This window comes from Rhodoglobus aureus, from assembly GCF_039527955.1.
Lineage (GTDB): Bacteria > Actinomycetota > Actinomycetes > Actinomycetales > Microbacteriaceae > Rhodoglobus > Rhodoglobus aureus.
Genome location: NZ_BAAAKW010000027.1, coordinates 1 through 16,590, shown reverse-complemented (window position 1 = coordinate 16,590; position 16,590 = coordinate 1). Strand labels below are relative to the sequence as shown.

The window sequence follows — 16,590 nt, the reverse complement described above, 5'->3', positions numbered from 1 at the left end:
ACTGAAAGTAGGCGGTTTGACGTGTCAGGCCAAGTAACCGGAATCGCACCAGAAGGTGACTCCTCGGGCGAGTTCGGGGCCAACGAATGGTTGGTCGACGAGATGTACGAAAAGTACCTCGAAGACAAGAAACTTGTGGATGAAGTGTGGTGGCCGTTCTTGGAGAACTACCAGCCAGCGGTCGAGCCCACACCGACAGACGAAACTCCTGTCGCGACGTCTAACGCTGCAGACGCTGCGCCAGCACAGACGCCTGCAGCTGAAACGCCGGCAGAGCGTCAGGTGCCGACAGAGCCTCAGGCGCCAGCAGAGCCTCAGGCGCCAGCTGAACCTCAGGCAGCTGGGCCCCCGCCAGCAGAGCAGGCACCTGCCGACGAGAAGCCGGCAGAGAAGCCCTTCGTCGACGAGCCAAACCCCAGCACTGGCAGCCAACCGGTAGCACGCACCACGTCGGTGGAACCCAAGCCTCAGCCGATTCCGGCAGAGGCACCGACCACAACGCCGATCGACACCACTCAGGCTCCTGCGGCACCGAAGCCTCAGTCAGAGAACATTGTTACTCCACTTCGTGGCGCGGCAAAGAGCCTCGCCACCAACATGGACTCGAGCCTCACGGTTCCGACCGCGACAAGCGTTCGCACCATCCCTGCCAAGCTCATGATTGACAATCGCATTGTCATCAACAATCACCTCAAGCGTGCTCGTGGTGGCAAGGTGTCGTTTACCCACCTCATCGCGTGGGCGATCATCCAGACTCTCAAAGAGTTCCCCAGCCAGAACGTCTACTACGACGAGCCAGACGGCAAGCCTTCGGTAGTTACTCCCGCGCACATCAACTTGGGTATCGCCATCGATATGCCTAAGCCTGATGGCACGCGCGCTCTCGTGGTTCCCGGCATCAAACAGGCCGAAACCATGGGCTTTGGCGAGTTCCTTGTTGCTTACGAAGACGTGGTTTCGCGTGCTCGAGCCAACAAGCTCACCGGCGCTGACTACATGGGCAACACCATTTCGTTGACCAACCCCGGCGGCATTGGCACCGAGCACTCTGTCCCTCGCCTCATGCGTGGTTCAGGAACGATCGTCGGCGCTGGAGCACTTGAATATCCGGCCGAGTTCCAGGGCGCAAGTCTTCGCACCCTCACAGAGCTGGGTATTGGCAAGACGATTACCCTCACGAGCACCTATGACCACCGCGTCATCCAGGGTGCAGGTTCTGGCGAGTTCCTCAAGAAAATCCACGAGCGACTCATTGGTGAAAGCCACTTCTACGAAGACATTTTCGCCGCCCTGCGCATCCCGTATGACCCAATTCACTGGGCTAACGACATCAGCGTCGACCTTGCGGACAACGTCAACAAGACGTCGCGCGTTCAAGAGCTCATTAACTCTTTCCGGGTTCGCGGTCATCTCATGGCTGACACTGACCCGCTCGAGTACCGTCAGCGTTCGCACCCCGACCTCGATATCTCGAGCCACGGTCTCACCTTCTGGGACCTTGACCGCGAGTTCGTCACGGGTGGCTTCGGCGGCAAGCGTCAGGCATTGCTCCGCGAGATCCTCGGGATGCTTCGGGACGCCTACTGCCGCACTGTCGGCATCGAGTACATGCATATTCAGGACCCTGCACAGCGTCGCTGGATTCAGGATCACGTTGAGAAGCCGTACACAAAGCCCGGCCATGACGAGCAGATGCGCATCCTTGGCAAGCTCAACGAGGCCGAAGCTTTCGAGACCTTCCTGCAGACCAAGTACGTCGGTCAGAAGCGCTTCAGCCTCGAGGGTGGAGAGTCAACGATCGCTTCGCTGGATGCCGTCATCCAGAAAGCCGCAGAAGCTAACCTCGAAGAGGTTGCAATCGGCATGGCGCACCGCGGTCGCCTCAGCGTTCTGACAAACATTGCTGGCAAGACTTACGGTCAGATCTTCCGCGAGTTCGAAGGAACTCAAGACCCGCGCACCGTTCAGGGCTCGGGCGATGTGAAGTACCACCTCGGCACCGAGGGCACCTTCACTGCTGCCGATGGTCGCCAGATTCCTGTCTACCTTGCGGCAAACCCGTCACATCTTGAGGCCGTCGACGGAGTTCTTGAGGGCATCGTTCGCGCTAAGCAGGACCGCCGCCCGATTGGTTCCTACGCAGTACTTCCGGTGATGGTTCACGGTGACGCCGCAATGGCTGGCCAGGGCATCGTGGTCGAAATCCTACAGATGTCGCAACTGCGCGCATACCGCACGGGTGGCACGATCCACTTGAACATCAATAACCAGGTTGGTTTCACGACCCCTCCCGGTGAGGCTCGTACGTCGCAGTACTCCAGCGATGTCGCTAAGACGGTTCAGGCTCCGATCTTCCACGTGAATGGTGACGACCCCGAGGCTGTGGTTCGGGTATCTGAGCTCGCCTTTGCGTACCGTCAGAAGTTCCACCGCGATGTTGTTATCGATCTGATTTGTTACCGCCGTCGTGGCCACAACGAGGGCGATGACCCTTCGATGACGCAGCCGCTGATGTACAACCTGATCGAGGCCAAGCGTTCCGTTCGTACCCTCTACACCGAGGGTCTTGTCGGTCGTGGCGATATCACTCAGGAAGAATACGAAGCCAGCCACCAGGACTTCCAGGATCGTCTGGAGCGCGCATTCGCTGAAACGCATGCAGCGCAGACCGGTTCAATGCCGATTCTCACGCACGACGGCAACGGAACCTCCGATCTGGAACGTCCGGGCTCGCAGCGCGACGACGCTGTCGGTGAACCCATCACGACGGGAATCGACGAGAGCATCGTTCACCTCATCGGTGACGCGCATGGCAACCCACCGGCCAACTTCACGGTTCACAACAAGTTGCAGGCACTGCTACGCAAGCGCGTAGACATGAGCCGCAAGGGTGCCATCGACTGGGCATTCGCCGAGTTGTTGGCTATCGGTTCGGTGCTGCTTGAGGGAACTCCGGTGCGTATGGCCGGTCAGGATGCTCGCCGCGGCACCTTCGTGCAGCGTCACGCTGTACTGCACGACCGCGAAAACGGTCAAGAGTGGCTGCCTCTGCAGAACCTCTCTGAAAATCAGTCGCGCTTCTGGATCTATGACTCGCTCCTCAGCGAGTACGCGGCGTTGGGCTTCGAGTACGGCTACTCGGTAGAGCGTGCCGACGCTCTCGTTATGTGGGAAGCCCAGTTCGGTGACTTCGCCAACGGCGCCCAGGTCGTCATCGACGAGTTCATCTCCAGCGCCGAACAGAAGTGGGCGCAGCGTTCAAGCGTTGTCATGCTGCTCCCGCACGGTTATGAAGGGCAGGGCCCCGATCATTCGTCAGCCCGCATCGAGCGTTACCTGCAGATGTGTGCCGAAAACAACATGATTGTTGCTCGGCCGTCGACTCCTGCCTCGTACTTCCACTTGCTGCGTCGCCAAGCATATTCGCGTCCGCGTCGACCACTCATCGTGTTCACGCCTAAGGCGATGCTCCGCTTGCGTGGCGCAACGAGTGATGTTGCCGACTTCACTAGTGGTCGTTTCGAGCCAGTGCTCGATGACGTTCGCCTCGAAGACAAGTCGGGTGTCACTCGTGTGATCGTCACGTCGGGCAAGACGTATTACGACATCGTTGCTGAACTCGACAAGCGCGAGATCACTCATATCGCAGTAGTGCGCATGGAGCAGTTCTACCCGCTGCCCGTCACCGACATGACAGAGGTGCTCGCGCAGTACCCGAACGCCGACACCGTGTGGACTCAGGATGAGCCCGAGAACCAGGGTGCGTGGCCGTTTATTAGCTTGGAACTGGCACGCCACCTCCGGTCGGGCGACATCAAGCTCGCGTCGCGACCAGCAGCTGCATCGCCGGCAACCGGCTCATCAAAGCGCAGCGCGCTCGAGCAGGCAGAACTGATCGATCACGCGATTACGCAGCCCTAGGCTCGTACAACCGCGTTAACGACGAAAGCGGGCGTCCTCTTCGGAGGATGCCCGCTTTCGCGTTGCCGCTCTACGCCACACTGAGCCTGGCGCTCGGTGTCGCACTTCTTTAGGCGTCTGCCAGCTTCGACAGGATTGCGTTGCGCAGTTCATCTGGCGCTGTCTCGCGACAGGCCTGCTTGACTTTGAGCTTAAGCGCGAGCGCAACGAGGTGTTCGCTCGTGCATGATTCGCAGTTCTCTAGGTGATCTGAGACATCCTGAAAGTCTGCTTCGTTCAATTCGCGGTCGAGGTATTCCTCGAGTTCGGCTTTAGCTTTTTCGCAACCGCAATCGGTCATTTCTTGCTCCTTGATGATGCGGGCGTGCCGGGGGTGCGGTCACGCGCATAGTCGGCCAATAGTTCGCGCAGCATGCGACGGCCGCGGTGCAGTCGACTCATTACCGTTCCTACGGGGGTCTTCATGATGTCGGCGATCTCTTGATAGGAGAAGCCTTCGACATCGGCGAAATACACTGCGAATCGAAAATCTTCGGGGATCGACTGAAGTGCGTCTTTCACCGCGCTGTCTGGCAGGTGATCGATCGCTTCAGCTTCGGCCGAACGCGTGGAGACTGACTGAGTTATCGACTCTGCGCCGCCCAGCTGCCAATCTTCGAGTTCGTCGATGGTGCCTTGATACGGACTGCGCTGGTTCTTGCGATAGATGTTGATGAACGTGTTGGTCTGGATGCGGTACAGCCAGGCCTTCAGGTTCGTGCCTTGCTGAAATTGTCCGAATGCCTGAAACGCTTTGACAAACGTTTCTTGCACGAGGTCGGCAGCGTCGCTGGGGTTGCGGGTCATGCGCATTGCGGCACCAAAGAGTTGGTCCATATAGGGGAGTGCTTGCTCTTCAAACTGCCGTCGCTTGTCTGCTGCGGCGGTGTCGGTGGCGCTGGGCTCAACTCTGTCGGTAGTCATCAGCGACAATCCTAGTTCGCTGATCACGGCATCCGGCTGAGTGCTCAATAATGCAGTCATGCAGGTGCCTCCTCCGTAGGGTGTAAAACGTCGATACTCTTAGTAACTAATGTTCGTATCCAAGTATTCCAACCCAGAGTTCAGCCCCTACGACGACGACTCGGTTCCAGAGACTACGGTGCCCGGCAATTGGCCAGCACCAACGGTCTCGCACGCCCTGTCAGAATCGCTGAGCCTCCCGGGCAGCAAGAGCCTCACTAACCGCGAATTAGTGTTGGCTGCGCTGGCGGATGGCCCTTCCGTTCTCCATTCGCCGCTGCACTCCCGTGACAGCGCGCTCATGATTGAAGCGTTGCGCGCTCTCGGCGTCGGAATCACAGAAGTCCCGACGGGGAACGTCTTTGGCCCGGATCTTGCCATCACTCCCGGTGAACTCGAGGGTGGAAGTTCGATCGATTGCGGCCTTGCCGGAACCGTTATGCGTTTCTTGCCACCGGTAGCAGCCCTCGCACTTGGCCCGATCGCCTTTGATGGGGATGAGGCAGCTCGACGTCGCCCGATGCGCACCACGATTGATTCGCTGCGTGCGCTTGGCGTTGATGTTTCCGCCGATGGTCGTGGAACACTCCCCTTCAGCCTCTATGGCATGGGTTCCGTTGCTGGTGGCGACATCAGTATCGATGCATCGGCGTCTAGCCAGTTTGTTTCTGGCCTGCTATTGGCTGCTGCACGTTTTGACAACGGCCTCACGCTGCGTCACACCGGAGAGAAGCTGCCGAGCATGCCCCACATCGAGATGACAATTGCGTGCTTGGCTGCGCGCGGTGTCATCGTCGAAAGCCCAGAGCCTGGCGTGTGGGTCGTGCCTGCTGGTCCGATTCGCGCGATCGATGTCGAACTTGAACCTGATCTCTCGAATGCTGCTCCGTTCCTTGCTGCGGCTGTTGTCGCTGGCGGATCGGTCACGATTGAGGGTTGGCCGGCTTCCACGACTCAGGTTGGCGCAGACCTCGAACAGCTTCTGCCCCTGTTCGGCGCAACAGCTACTCGTGCCGACGGTGCGCTCACCATTAACGGCGGCACGGGTGTCATCGGCGGCGGTAGCTATCCAGGGATCGAACTCGATCTGAGCACGGGCGGCGAACTCGCGCCGGCAATCGTTGCGCTGGCCGCGTTGGCCTCATCCCCGAGCACAATCACGGGAATCGGGCATTTGCGCGGGCACGAAACTGATCGCCTTGCCGCGCTGAGCGCCGAGATCAATGCCCTCGGTGGAGCGGTAACCGAATTCGACGACGGCTTGCACATTGAGCCGCGTAAGCTTCACGGCGGCGTGTGGCATAGCTATGAAGACCACCGGATGTCGACCGCTGGCGCAATCATCGGGCTCGCCGTTGAGGGCGTAGAGATCGAAGGAATCGACGCTACCGCAAAGACGCTCCCCCAGTTCCCTGCACTCTGGGCGACGCTCGTTGGAGATGTCCCGCTGACCACCACCAACACGACCACCAGCCTCGGATTGCTGTAACGATGAGTTGGCTCACTGGCGATGACGATGACGACGACCGCAAGTACAGCGAGTACGACGAGAGTTCGGTGCGCATGCGCCCGAACCCCAAAGCCAACAAGCCCCGCAGCAAGATTCGTCCAGAACATGCCGACGCTATCGAGGGTCGCGTCTTCAGCGTCGACCGCGGGCGATACGGAATCTGGGTCGACGAGGGAACCGCTGACGAACGCCAAATCATTGCCGCGCGTGCCCGCGAACTCGGGCGCAATCAGCAGGGCAAAGTCTCGGTTGTCACCGGCGACTGGGTCGACCTCGTTGGTGACACAAGCGGAACAGAGGGAACTCTCGCGCGCATCGTTCGCATCCGCGAACGCACAACGCTTCTCCGCCGCAGTGCAGATGACACGGATGCCGTAGAACGCATCATTGTGGCCAACGCAGACCAGATGCTCATCGTTGTTGCCGCGGCCGACCCTGAGCCGCGACCGCGACTTGTTGACCGCTATTTGGTGGCTGCCTACGATGCCGGAATTACTCCCATCCTGTGCATCACCAAAACTGATCTGCAAGATCCCGCAGCGTTCTTGGAAAACTTTGCCGGGCTCGAGTTTGGGGTGATCGCCAGCCGGTCAGATGAGGTTCCTCTCGACGAGCTTCGCGAGCTCTTGGATGGTCATACCACCGTGGCGGTAGGCCACTCAGGCGTGGGCAAGTCGACGCTGGTGAACGCGCTGGTTCCGGATGCGAATCGTGCGGTTGGCCACGTCAATGCCGTTACCGGTCGCGGCAGACACACGTCGTCGTCAACGATCTCGTACCGTGTTGGGTCTGGCTGGGTTGTTGATACCCCCGGTGTTCGGTCGTTCGGTTTGGGCCACATCGATCCAAGCAAGATCTTGTCGTCGTTTACTGATTTGGCGGTGCTCGCTGAAGAGTGCCCTCGCGGCTGCACGCACCTTCCAGATGCTCCTGACTGCGCGATCTCCGAAGCGGTCGCGGCTGGGGCGCTCGGTGACGTTGGTCGACTGAGATTGGATTCGTTTCAGCGACTCATCACCACACTGGGTTCCGCTAGCGTGTAGTGGTGACCGAATACACTCTCGCTGACGATCTCTCTCTTGCTCTCGCGCTTGCGGGCGATGCTGACCTCATCTCGCTTGACCGCTTCACGGCGCTCGATCTTGAGGTCACCACTAAGCCTGACCGTACGCCGGTGACGGATGCTGACAAGGCTGTCGAACGCAGCATCCGTGCGGGCATCGCTGCTGCCCGTCCCGGAGACTCGATTCTGGGTGAAGAGTATGGCGAGGCGGGCGATTCGAACCGCCAGTGGATCATCGATCCCATCGACGGCACCTCCAACTTTTTGCGTGGCGTCCCGATTTGGGGAACGCTGATCTCGCTCGTTATTGACGGAGTCCCGCAGGTTGGCGTGGTCAGTTCGCCAGCGCTCGGCAAGCGCTGGTGGGCCGCGACCGGGCATGGCGCGTTTGCTCAGGCTCACGGCGGCGAGCCCGAGCAGCTCTCGGTGAGCAAGGTCGCTTCGCTAGAGGCGGCATCCATTAGTTACAACAGTTTGGCCGGGTGGGATGACGCTGGTCGCCTCGACGCGGTCGTTGCGCTCACCCGCGCAACCTGGCGTTCGCGTGCGATCGGTGACATGTGGGCTTACATGTTGCTCGCCGAAGGTGCTTTAGATGTTGTCGGGGAGTTCGATCTGAAGCCCTATGACATGGCTGCGCTGATTCCGATTGTGCTCGAAGCCGGTGGGCAATTCACGTCCGTTACCGGTGAGCCGGGGCCGTGGCACGGCAACGCGCTGGCCACCAATGGAACAATTCATGATGAAGTGCTCACTTTCTTGCGCTCTCACTAAGGTTTCGCCGTTGCGGGTTACCTGTGAATACGCTGAGTTCACTACGCTTGACTAGTACGAAGCGTGCCTACGTTCCGACGAAAGAGACTGCCTTCCATGACGACGGAAAAAATCTGGCGCCGGGCGCTCGCGATCGCAACGGTGGCTGCCGCAGCAGCAGCTCTCAGTGGTTGCAGCGTCCTCGATCAAGTGACCAATGGAATTTCGGATGCCGTAGACCCCGGCCCCGGCACCACTCAAGACGTCTTCAGCCTCGAGGTTGGTGACTGTGAGGCTGGCAACCCGACCGAGGGCGAGGTCTCCGAAACCAAAGTAATCGACTGCGCTGAGCCTCACGGAGGCGAAATCTACGCTGCGTCTTACCTTCCTGATGGTGACTTTCCCAGCGATGAGGAGATCGTCGCCCAAGCCGACGCCGATTGCTACGCTGGATTCGAGTCGTTCGTTGGCGCCGATTGGGACGATTCAATGTACAACTACTCCTGGTACTACCCCACTGAGTCAAGTTGGGCTGACGGCGATCGCGAAATTCTGTGCATCGTTTATCACGATGGCGGAGAGCAGATCTCTGGTTCACTCGCAGGAGTAGCTAAGTAGGGTTTTCCCCGAGGGCTGCCGAAGATTTTCGCCTTCGTGCGGCCGCTCAGTTCGTTAAGGGAACAATCTGCACCGACGAACGTGTTGCACCCATTAGCTGGATGAGAAAAGCTGGACGTGCTTCGAACACAAGGTGGTAGCGACAATGAAGATCGAGTTTCCTGGATCAGACAACAACATGCTTGCCGCGCGGCTAGAGCTGCCAGAGGGCACGCCTGCTGCTTTTGCGCTGTTTGCCCACTGCTTCACGTGCTCGAAGGACTCATTCGCCGCATCCAGAATCTCCAAAGCACTAGTCGACTATGGAATCGCCGTGCTTCGTTTTGACTTCACCGGGCTCGGTGGATCGGATGGCGACTTCGCGAACACAAACTTCTCGTCGAACATCGAGGACGTCGTTGCTGCGACGGAGTACTTGCGCGACACCTACCGCGCACCGTCACTGCTCATCGGACATTCCCTTGGCGGCGCTGCCATTCTTGCTGCCGCCCACCAGGTTCCTTCCGCGCGAGCACTTGTGACCATCGGCAGCCCGAGCGACCCGTCCCACATCACGAACTTGTTTGCCGATGCCAGCGCCGAGATCGAGAGGGCAGGCGAAGCGAACGTGCAGCTCGGCGGGCGCGAGTTCCGGATTCGCAAACAACTGCTCGACGATATCGCCGCCCAACCTCAGGCCGCCCGCCTGCGAGATTTGGATGCCGCACTTCTCATCGTTCACTCCCCTGTCGATCAGACAGTCGGCATCGACAACGCACGCGAGCTTTTCGAAGCAGCCAGGCATCCCAAATCGTTCATAGCGCTCGACGGGGCGGATCATCTGCTCAGCAATCGCGACGACGCTGCGTTTGCCGCCAGCATTATTGCGGCATGGGCTGCGCGTTACGCCTTCGGGAGCACAGCGTCACTGTCCGCGAGTTCCGCGGCCACCGTTAGCGCCGTAACCACTGCAGGCACCGCAGCGCCAGCCGGCACACCGACTGCCACTGCCGCACCTGCCGAGACTGCTACAGCACCGACCGCGGACCCAACCGCCACAGTCACGAAAGACGGGAGCTCGGTGATCGTCCGCGAGAGCGGTCCTGCGCGGTACGAGCAGCAAGTGTTCGCCTCAGGGCATGAGTTCATCGCTGACGAGCCTGCACCGCTCAGCAAGAATCATGGGCCAGGCCCATACGATTTCATTCTCGCGGGGCTCGGCAGTTGCACCTCGATCACGATTCGGATGTACGCCGACCGTAAGAAGATGCCGTTGACTGGCGTGAGCGTGCGGTTGACCCGCGAGCGTATCGATGCCTCCGGGTGCGACCACTGCACCTCCACCGAAGGAATGGTTGAGCACATCACTCGTGAGCTCACGTTCGAAGGAGAGCTCTCTGAGGAGCAGCGCGATGCGCTGGTAGTCATCGCGGACAAGTGCCCCGTGCATCGCACGTTGGAGGGCGAAATTTCGATTACAACGAGTGTCACCGCTGCAAGGGCGTAGCGCGAGCGTCTAGAACTCTCAGCACACACGATATAGGCTAGTTAGGCAAGCCTAACTTTTTGAATGAAATGAGCTGGCGTTCGCGCCTATCCCCTATGACCATTGAACGCGACACCGTCAAGCATCCCCTCGTCATCCGACACGTCACTGTCAGCGCGGTGAGTCACCCCACGCCAAACATCGCGCGCATCACTCTGAGCGGTGACGAGCTTGAGGGCTTTGTCAGCAGCGGGCCCACCGACCACGTCAAGGTATTCTTTCCTGACCCGGCAACCGGCGAACTCGCGGCTCCCGCCATGACCGAGTCCGGCATCAGCAAGCCCAAGGGCGGCGTAGTGATCTCTCGTGACTACACCCCGCTCGGTTTTCGCAGCACCGGCGGCCAGCACGAGCTCGATATTGATTTCGTTGTTCACGGTGACGAGGGCCCAGCCTCAGCCTGGGCTGGTCACGCGACGGTAGGCGACTCTCTCGTTATCGCTGGCCCCCGTGGATCGAAACTGCTTCCCCGTGGAGCCACCCACGTGATTCTGATCGCCGACGAAACCGCACTTCCCGCCAGCTCACGGTGGATCAATATGCTTCCCACGTCAGTGCACATCACCGCACTGTTCGATGTGTCTGACGAGAGTGTTGAAAGCTACTTCCCCGACGAGCAAAAGGCACGGATGTCGGTCGAATGGTTCTACCGCCGCGACGGCCTCGGTCAACTGGATGCTGCACTGCGTGCGCTCGGCGAGATCGGGGAATCGACATTTGTCTTCCTTGCCGGAGAGGCGACAACTCTGGTCCCCTTGCGCCGCTACCTGCGCCGTGAACTGGGCTTGCCCAAACAGCAGGTCGCGGCCGACGGGTACTGGCGTCGTGGCATCACGAATGCCGACCACCACGACCCGATCGATCCCACCGATCCAGAGGATTAGAGGACTAGAGGCTGAATCGGTCACCCCACGCAGTCTGAGCGTCCGCTCACATAGCCCTCAGCATCCGCATAATAGTCCGGCATCGTTCGCGGCCGAAAGTGTATGCTGATGGCACAAGTGAACAGCCGTCATACCGCTGCGGGAGAGCCCTTCCGATCGTTGGTTGGCGCCGTAGGAGCAAACCCTCTCCGGGAATCTCTCAGGCACCAGTACCGCAGTGGCTAGGCAACTCTGAAAAGTAGTCGGCCCTGTCCGACTCGCCGACGGGGCAACGCAACGCCACAAGCGTGCGGAAACTCTCAGGCCCGATACAGAGCGGAGAGGACTCAACGACGCCCGCACGAAGATGTGTGGTGAAGAAATGGAGTCACCGTGCCAATTCGCAATCTGACGCCCCGAACCGAAGTGCCCACACCGTCACTCGAAGAGGTTCCCCTCAGCAGCTTTGACCTGTTCACCGTTGGCATTGGCCCATCCAGTTCGCACACGGTCGGCCCCATGCGCGCTGCCGCATCGTTCGCTGCAGACCTTGCCGAACATCGGATGCTCGACTCTGTCGCCTCGCTCAGCGTGCGACTCTATGGCTCCCTCGCCGCTACGGGCGCAGGTCACGGCACCATGAGCGCCGTGCTCATTGGCTTGGAGGGCAAGCTCCCCGACCAGGTATTGCCTGCAGAGATGGAGACGATTCTCGAACGCATTGAGAGTTCGGGGATGCTGCAGCTTGCGGGCAGCCGCGAAACCCCGTTCACTGAGGGCGCGATTGCGCTTCATCCGCTCACCGTTCTGGACGGGCATCCCAATGGCATGCGGTTCGCGGCATACGATGCGAATGACAACGCTGTGCTTGAGGCGACCTACTTCTCGATCGGTGGCGGATTCATCTACCGGGAGGGTGACAACCGTGACGGCAGCTCCTCAACCGGCCCGGCAGCAGTCGCGGATCCGCTCCCGTTCCGCACCGCAGCACAACTCCTCGCCCACTGTCGCGCAGAGGGCCTCAGCTTCAGCGGGGTGATGCTGCGCAACGAACTCGCCCGTCGCACTCAGGCTGAAATCACCGCGGGGCTCCTCCACATTCGCGACGTCATGGACGAGTGCAAAAACAACAGCCTCGAGCGCACCGGCAACCTCCCCGGCAATCTGAAGGTTCGTCGACGCGCACCAGACTGGCACGCGCGTCTGCGCCGCGAAGACCCCAACCGTGATCCGGCCTTCTGGCAAGAGTGGGTAAACCTAGTCGCTCTGGCCGTGAACGAAGAGAACGCATCGGGTGGCCGGGTAGTCACCGCACCCACCAATGGCGCCGCCGGAATCATTCCTGCTGTGCTTTTCTACGCGACGCACTACGCGCCGGGTATGAAAGATGCCGACCAGGTGACGAAGGATGATGCCACCGAGCGTTTCCTGCTTGCCAGCGCTGCCGTTGGTGTGCTTTACAAGCGCATGGCATCGATCTCTGGTGCCGAGGTCGGATGCCAGGGCGAGGTCGGTTCAGCGTCGTCGATGGCTGCTGCCGGTCTTGCCGAGATCTTGGGCGGAACACCCGAGCAGGTCGAGAACGCGGCCGAAATCGCGATGGAACACAACCTCGGTCTCACGTGCGATCCCATCGGAGGTCTCGTTCAGATTCCGTGCATTGAACGTAATGCGATCGCCGCCGCCAAAGCGATCAACGCCGCAAAGATGGCGCTGTGGGGTGACGGTGAACACCGCGTCTCGCTCGATGAGGTCATCATCACGATGGCCGAGACCGGCAAGGACATGAGCTCGCGTTACAAAGAGACCTCGATGGGTGGTCTCGCCGTCAACGTTGTCGAGTGCTAGCGAGCCGCCCGTACGTAGCGCAGTAGGAGCGTGCCGTCATCGCCGCCAAGCGCATGCGCCAGAGCCATGTCTTGCGGGGTTGCCTCGGCAGCATCGACGATTCGGCGAGCTGAGCCACCTTCCAAGCGGGGGCTAATGGTCAGGCAGAGTTCGTCGACCACTCCTTGAGCGATCATCGTGGCAAATAGTGTCGGTCCACCCTCACTGTGCAGTTGGGGGTGGCCACGCTGGGCAAGTACATGTTTCAGCTCGACGGTATCGACCTCCGTATCCCCGGCGACAATCACTTCGGCCACCTCCTCTAGCTGCGAACGAGCCTGCGACGATGCACTTTCGGTCGTGATCACGAACGGTCGTGCGGCATAGTCCGCGAGGTCGCTCGGTTCGAGACGCAGCGACGCACTGACCACAGCAAACCTAGGTTGCGGAGTGAGGCCATTGGCTTTCCGCCATTTCTCAGCATCCTCGTCGAGAGCCAAATTCTTGTAGCCCTCTTGGCGCACTGTTCCCGCACCGACCACAATCACATCCGCTAGTCGCCGCAGCAGCGCGAAGACCCGGCCGTCCGAAGCGGTACCGAGCGGACCCGAAGTGCCCTCGTGGGTTGCCGCGCCGTCAATGCTCGAGACAAAGTTGGCGCGCAACCACGGCACGGAACGATCTGCGATCGCATAGCTGGCCAGCAGTTGTTCGTCGCTAAGTTCAGCGCCGGCAGTGAGTGTTCGGATTTCGGATGAGGTTGCCACCAGAATCTACCTTTCGTTTGCATCTGACATGTTGTGCTTCAGCAGCGCGGGCTCACGCAGCCCCAAGATGGCCTCGGCCATTCGCACTGCCGCCACACTTTCGGAGACTTCGTGCACCCGAACTACTCGTGCACCATTCAGCACACTCGCCACAGCGGCGGCGAGTGAGCCTTCGAGTCGCTGCGACTTCGGCTTATCGAGCACTTCGCCGATGAAGTCCTTATTGGAGAGTGCGACCAGCGTCGGCAGCCCAAGGGCGGTGATCACGTCTAGCCGCCGAGTGAGTTCGAGACTATGCAGGGTGTTCTTGTTGAGGTCATGGCCGGGGTCGACAAAGAGCCGCTCTTCAGGCACCCCTGCAGCACGAGCCATCTCTACCCGCGCCGCCAAAAAATCGCGCACTTCTGCGGCAACATCGTCGTACTGTGGTCGCGCGAACTGAGTGCGTGGACTTGCCCGCGAGTGCACCAAAACGAGCGAGGCTTCGCTCTCGGAAACCACCGCGGCGAGATCGGGATCGCTCAGACCAGTCGTATCGTTGATCACGTTAGCGCCGGCCTCGATGCCACGCCGCGCGACCTCTGCGTGGAAAGTGTCGACTGAAATCACCACATCAGACTTCTCGCGCAGAGTCTGTACGGCAGGAACGACGCGCGCTGCCTCCTGCTCAACGCTCACAGCGTCGCCCGGAGCAAACGGGACTCCACCAATGTCGACCCAGTCCGCACCGTGCTCCACCGCACGCAGAGCTGCTGCCACGGCATCCTCGAGCGCGAAGTTGGCCCCCGAATCGTAGAAGGAGTCTGGCGTGCGGTTGACGATCGCCATCACCGCCACCCGGCGGGAGAAGTCGAAGGTGCGGTCGCCAATCGTGCGACGGGGGTGCCGAAGCGGCGGCAGCACAAAACTCATACTCCCTATACTGGGCGACAATGCTGACAAGCGCATCGGCAATCGGGTGCGAGCTAAGGAGTGCTAACTAGTGACCGAGTTTGCGATCTCGCGGATCTACGAGTCGCGTCGCGATGCCGAAGGCTATCGCGTACTCGTCGACCGACTCTGGCCCCGCGGAGTCCGCAAGGCGGATGCGGCGCTCGACGAGTGGTGCAAGGACGTGGCTCCCAGCCCCGAGTTGCGCACCTGGTGGAATCACGACCCAGATTCCTTCGACGAGTTCACCTCCCGCTACCGTGCAGAACTCGACGACAACACGCAGCTGCCGGAGATCGTGGCCCGGCTGAGCTCCCATCCGCATGTCACACTTTTGTATGGTGCGAAGGATCCCGAGGTCAACCACGCAGTGGTGCTCAGTGAATACCTCACCGCACACGCCGTCGCGGCAGGTTAGCGCTGGCGACCCCCAGCGCTACCGGGGACTCAGCGCCCCAAACTTGCACGCTCTCTACGCCATCGCCAGGCATGCGCATCAACAAACTACTCAGCGACTTGCCCTAATGCGCGAACTGAAGAATCACGTGAGCTAACTACCGAGAAGAAGAATCCCTGCGACAACGGACGCCGCGGCGAGCAGCAGCGCGATGGCAAGCAGCACCGCATGCACTCGATAGAACGCTGTTGGCTTGCCCGCCGCATCCCGAGCTCGAGGGTCAGAACTAACCCGCTTAAAGAACCGCGGCCACGCCACGATGTTGAAGAGCGCACTGAGAAAGAGAACGATTGCGGCAAAGAGCTCCATGATGCACTCAGCCTACGCCCGCCTGTGGGCTGTGCCGGCGCGCAGTCACTGCCAAGCCGACAGTCGCACTCGCAGCTCACCGGCACGCGCATGCTGACGGTGATGCTGACGCCGGTACTCTGACGCGCGTCGCATCCGCATCCGCATCCGCATCCGCATCCGCGCACAAGCTATTTGCGAGAGAATAGGCAAATGGCCGAGCACACTTTGCGCGGCGGTGTCGGCTCTTGGGCCGAGGCCGCGCTTGACGTCAAACGCTCCCGTTTCGTGTGCCGGATCGTGCGCGTGGAGACCGAGTCCGATGCCCGCGACGTCATAGATGCGGCTCGCAAGACGCAGTGGAACGCTCGACACCACTGCTCCGCATTTGTCTTGGGTTCGAACAGCCAGCCCGACCAGGTGCGACGCTCGAACGACGATGGCGAACCGTCGGGCACCGCTGGTCGCCCCATCCTCGATGTGCTGAACGGTCGCAATCTGATTGACTGTGTCGCCGTAGTGAGTCGCTATTTCGGCGGAACGCTGCTGGGAACTGGCGGACTGATCCGCGCCTATTCGGATGCTACTGCAGCAGCCATCGAGAATGCCGTAGCCAGCAAAGGACTCGTGCTAAGGGAGCGTCGCCAGCTGTTTCGCCTGTCGCTTCCGCACTCGGCTGCCGGCCGCGTAGAGGCGGAGCTCCGGCAGCATGGCGTCGTGGTGCTCGGCACCGAGTACGAAGCCTCAGCGGTGATGATGATCGCTTCTACACCCGACGGTGAGCCGGAGTTGGCAGCGCTGGTTGCAGGAGCTACAGCAGGCGAACGTATGCTCGAGCCTGCCGGAATCGAGTGGGTTGACGCTCAACTAGACGCCTAACCAGCGCTAGCACGAGCTGCAAGCTCGGTCGCGTTGGGAGTCTGCAGCGACTGGTTAAAGCAAAATAGCCACACCCGAAGGTGTGGCCATTTTACAATTGAAGTCCGGCGGTGTCCTACTCTCCCACAAGGTCCCCCTTGCAGTACCATCGGCGCAGAGAGTCTTAGCTTCCGGGTTCGGAATGTAA

General features: G+C 60.4%; 15 protein-coding genes, 1 rRNA gene and 1 riboswitch. Of the genes, 10 read left to right on the top strand and 6 right to left on the bottom strand.

Annotated elements, in window-relative coordinates:
* The first annotated feature begins 21 nt into the window (after positions 1–21).
* Positions 22–3,921, top strand: coding sequence for a multifunctional oxoglutarate decarboxylase/oxoglutarate dehydrogenase thiamine pyrophosphate-binding subunit/dihydrolipoyllysine-residue succinyltransferase subunit (locus tag ABD112_RS07180; protein WP_343924519.1), 3,900 nt, complete (start codon positions 22–24; stop codon positions 3,919–3,921).
* A 109-nt stretch (positions 3,922–4,030) separates the two neighbouring features.
* Here ABD112_RS07180 and ABD112_RS07175 read toward each other — a convergent pair whose 3' ends face one another.
* Both ABD112_RS07175 and ABD112_RS07170 read right to left on the bottom strand, forming a co-directional pair.
* Positions 4,031–4,261, bottom strand: coding sequence for an anti-sigma factor family protein (locus ABD112_RS07175; RefSeq protein WP_343924517.1), 231 nt, complete (start codon positions 4,259–4,261; stop codon positions 4,031–4,033).
* Positions 4,258–4,944, bottom strand: a complete 687-nt coding sequence (locus ABD112_RS07170) for a sigma-70 family RNA polymerase sigma factor (protein WP_343924516.1) — start codon at positions 4,942–4,944, stop codon at positions 4,258–4,260. Before ABD112_RS07170 ends, ABD112_RS07175 begins: the two co-directional genes overlap by 4 nt.
* Before the next feature lie 49 nt (positions 4,945–4,993).
* Between ABD112_RS07170 and aroA the strand changes: the two genes are divergently transcribed.
* From aroA to ABD112_RS07135, 7 genes are all read left to right on the top strand, one after another.
* Positions 4,994–6,412 (top strand): 3-phosphoshikimate 1-carboxyvinyltransferase, encoded by a 1,419-nt coding sequence (gene aroA, locus ABD112_RS07165; RefSeq protein WP_343924514.1) that lies wholly within the window; start codon positions 4,994–4,996, stop codon positions 6,410–6,412.
* A gap of 2 nt (positions 6,413–6,414) precedes the next feature.
* Positions 6,415–7,476: a ribosome small subunit-dependent GTPase A gene (gene rsgA / locus ABD112_RS07160; RefSeq protein ID WP_343924512.1), complete on the top strand. Its 1,062-nt coding sequence runs from the start codon at positions 6,415–6,417 to the stop codon at positions 7,474–7,476.
* A gap of 2 nt (positions 7,477–7,478) precedes the next feature.
* Entirely contained in the window at positions 7,479–8,270 is a 792-nt protein-coding gene (locus ABD112_RS07155) for an inositol monophosphatase family protein (protein ID WP_425563811.1), read from the top strand.
* A 96-nt stretch (positions 8,271–8,366) separates the two neighbouring features.
* Positions 8,367–8,867 carry a septum formation family protein gene (locus tag ABD112_RS07150; protein ID WP_343924510.1) on the top strand — a complete coding sequence of 167 codons (501 nt, stop codon included), beginning with the start codon at positions 8,367–8,369 and terminating at the stop codon, positions 8,865–8,867.
* A gap of 145 nt (positions 8,868–9,012) precedes the next feature.
* Entirely contained in the window at positions 9,013–10,353 is a 1,341-nt protein-coding gene (locus tag ABD112_RS07145; RefSeq protein ID WP_343924509.1) for a bifunctional alpha/beta hydrolase/OsmC family protein, read from the top strand.
* 95 nt (positions 10,354–10,448) lie between these two features.
* Positions 10,449–11,276, top strand: a complete 828-nt coding sequence (locus ABD112_RS07140; RefSeq protein ID WP_343924507.1) for a siderophore-interacting protein — start codon at positions 10,449–10,451, stop codon at positions 11,274–11,276.
* A gap of 129 nt (positions 11,277–11,405) precedes the next feature.
* Positions 11,406–11,501, top strand: a riboswitch (glycine riboswitch).
* A 147-nt stretch (positions 11,502–11,648) separates the two neighbouring features.
* Positions 11,649–13,103, top strand: coding sequence for an L-serine ammonia-lyase (locus ABD112_RS07135; protein WP_343924505.1), 1,455 nt, complete (start codon positions 11,649–11,651; stop codon positions 13,101–13,103).
* Here ABD112_RS07135 and ABD112_RS07130 read toward each other — a convergent pair.
* The gene (locus tag ABD112_RS07130) at positions 13,100–13,849 is read right to left on the bottom strand and encodes a pyrimidine reductase family protein (protein WP_343924503.1); all 750 of its coding nucleotides are present in this window, start codon (positions 13,847–13,849) and stop codon (positions 13,100–13,102) included. The genes ABD112_RS07135 and ABD112_RS07130 overlap by 4 nt on opposite strands.
* A 6-nt stretch (positions 13,850–13,855) precedes the next feature.
* Positions 13,856–14,761, bottom strand: a complete 906-nt coding sequence (gene folP, locus ABD112_RS07125; protein ID WP_343924501.1) for a dihydropteroate synthase — start codon at positions 14,759–14,761, stop codon at positions 13,856–13,858.
* 70 nt (positions 14,762–14,831) lie between these two features.
* Between folP and ABD112_RS07120 the strand changes: the two genes are divergently transcribed.
* Entirely contained in the window at positions 14,832–15,197 is a 366-nt protein-coding gene (locus ABD112_RS07120; protein ID WP_343924500.1) for a DUF488 domain-containing protein, read from the top strand.
* 132 nt (positions 15,198–15,329) lie between these two features.
* Here the strand turns inward: ABD112_RS07120 and ABD112_RS07115 are convergent, their stop codons facing one another.
* Positions 15,330–15,545 carry an SCO4848 family membrane protein gene (locus ABD112_RS07115; protein ID WP_343924499.1) on the bottom strand — a complete coding sequence of 72 codons (216 nt, stop codon included), beginning with the start codon at positions 15,543–15,545 and terminating at the stop codon, positions 15,330–15,332.
* A gap of 192 nt (positions 15,546–15,737) precedes the next feature.
* Between ABD112_RS07115 and ABD112_RS07110 the strand changes: the two genes are divergently transcribed.
* The gene (locus ABD112_RS07110) at positions 15,738–16,403 is read left to right on the top strand and encodes an IMPACT family protein (RefSeq protein ID WP_343924498.1); all 666 of its coding nucleotides are present in this window, start codon (positions 15,738–15,740) and stop codon (positions 16,401–16,403) included.
* 102 nt (positions 16,404–16,505) lie between these two features.
* Here the strand turns inward: ABD112_RS07110 and rrf are convergent.
* A 5S ribosomal RNA gene (gene rrf / locus ABD112_RS07105) occupies positions 16,506–16,590 on the bottom strand; the annotation flags it as partial.

Bases quoted from the DNA above. Each gene is read 5' to 3' on its own strand.
- ABD112_RS07145 (WP_343924509.1), top strand. From the start codon at position 9,013: ATGAAGATCGAGTTTCCTGGATCAGACAACAACATGCTTGCCGCGCGG.
- ABD112_RS07150 (WP_343924510.1), top strand. From the start codon at position 8,367: ATGACGACGGAAAAAATCTGGCGCCGGGCGCTCGCGATCGCAACGGTG.
- ABD112_RS07115 (WP_343924499.1), bottom strand. From the start codon at position 15,545: ATGGAGCTCTTTGCCGCAATCGTTCTCTTTCTCAGTGCGCTCTTCAAC.
- folP (WP_343924501.1), bottom strand. From the start codon at position 14,761: ATGAGTTTTGTGCTGCCGCCGCTTCGGCACCCCCGTCGCACGATTGGC.
- ABD112_RS07175 (WP_343924517.1), bottom strand. From the start codon at position 4,261: ATGACCGATTGCGGTTGCGAAAAAGCTAAAGCCGAACTCGAGGAATAC.
- aroA (WP_343924514.1), top strand. From the start codon at position 4,994: ATGTTCGTATCCAAGTATTCCAACCCAGAGTTCAGCCCCTACGACGAC.
- ABD112_RS07170 (WP_343924516.1), bottom strand. From the start codon at position 4,944: ATGACTGCATTATTGAGCACTCAGCCGGATGCCGTGATCAGCGAACTA.
- ABD112_RS07110 (WP_343924498.1), top strand. From the start codon at position 15,738: ATGGCCGAGCACACTTTGCGCGGCGGTGTCGGCTCTTGGGCCGAGGCC.
- ABD112_RS07140 (WP_343924507.1), top strand. From the start codon at position 10,449: ATGACCATTGAACGCGACACCGTCAAGCATCCCCTCGTCATCCGACAC.
- rsgA (WP_343924512.1), top strand. From the start codon at position 6,415: ATGAGTTGGCTCACTGGCGATGACGATGACGACGACCGCAAGTACAGC.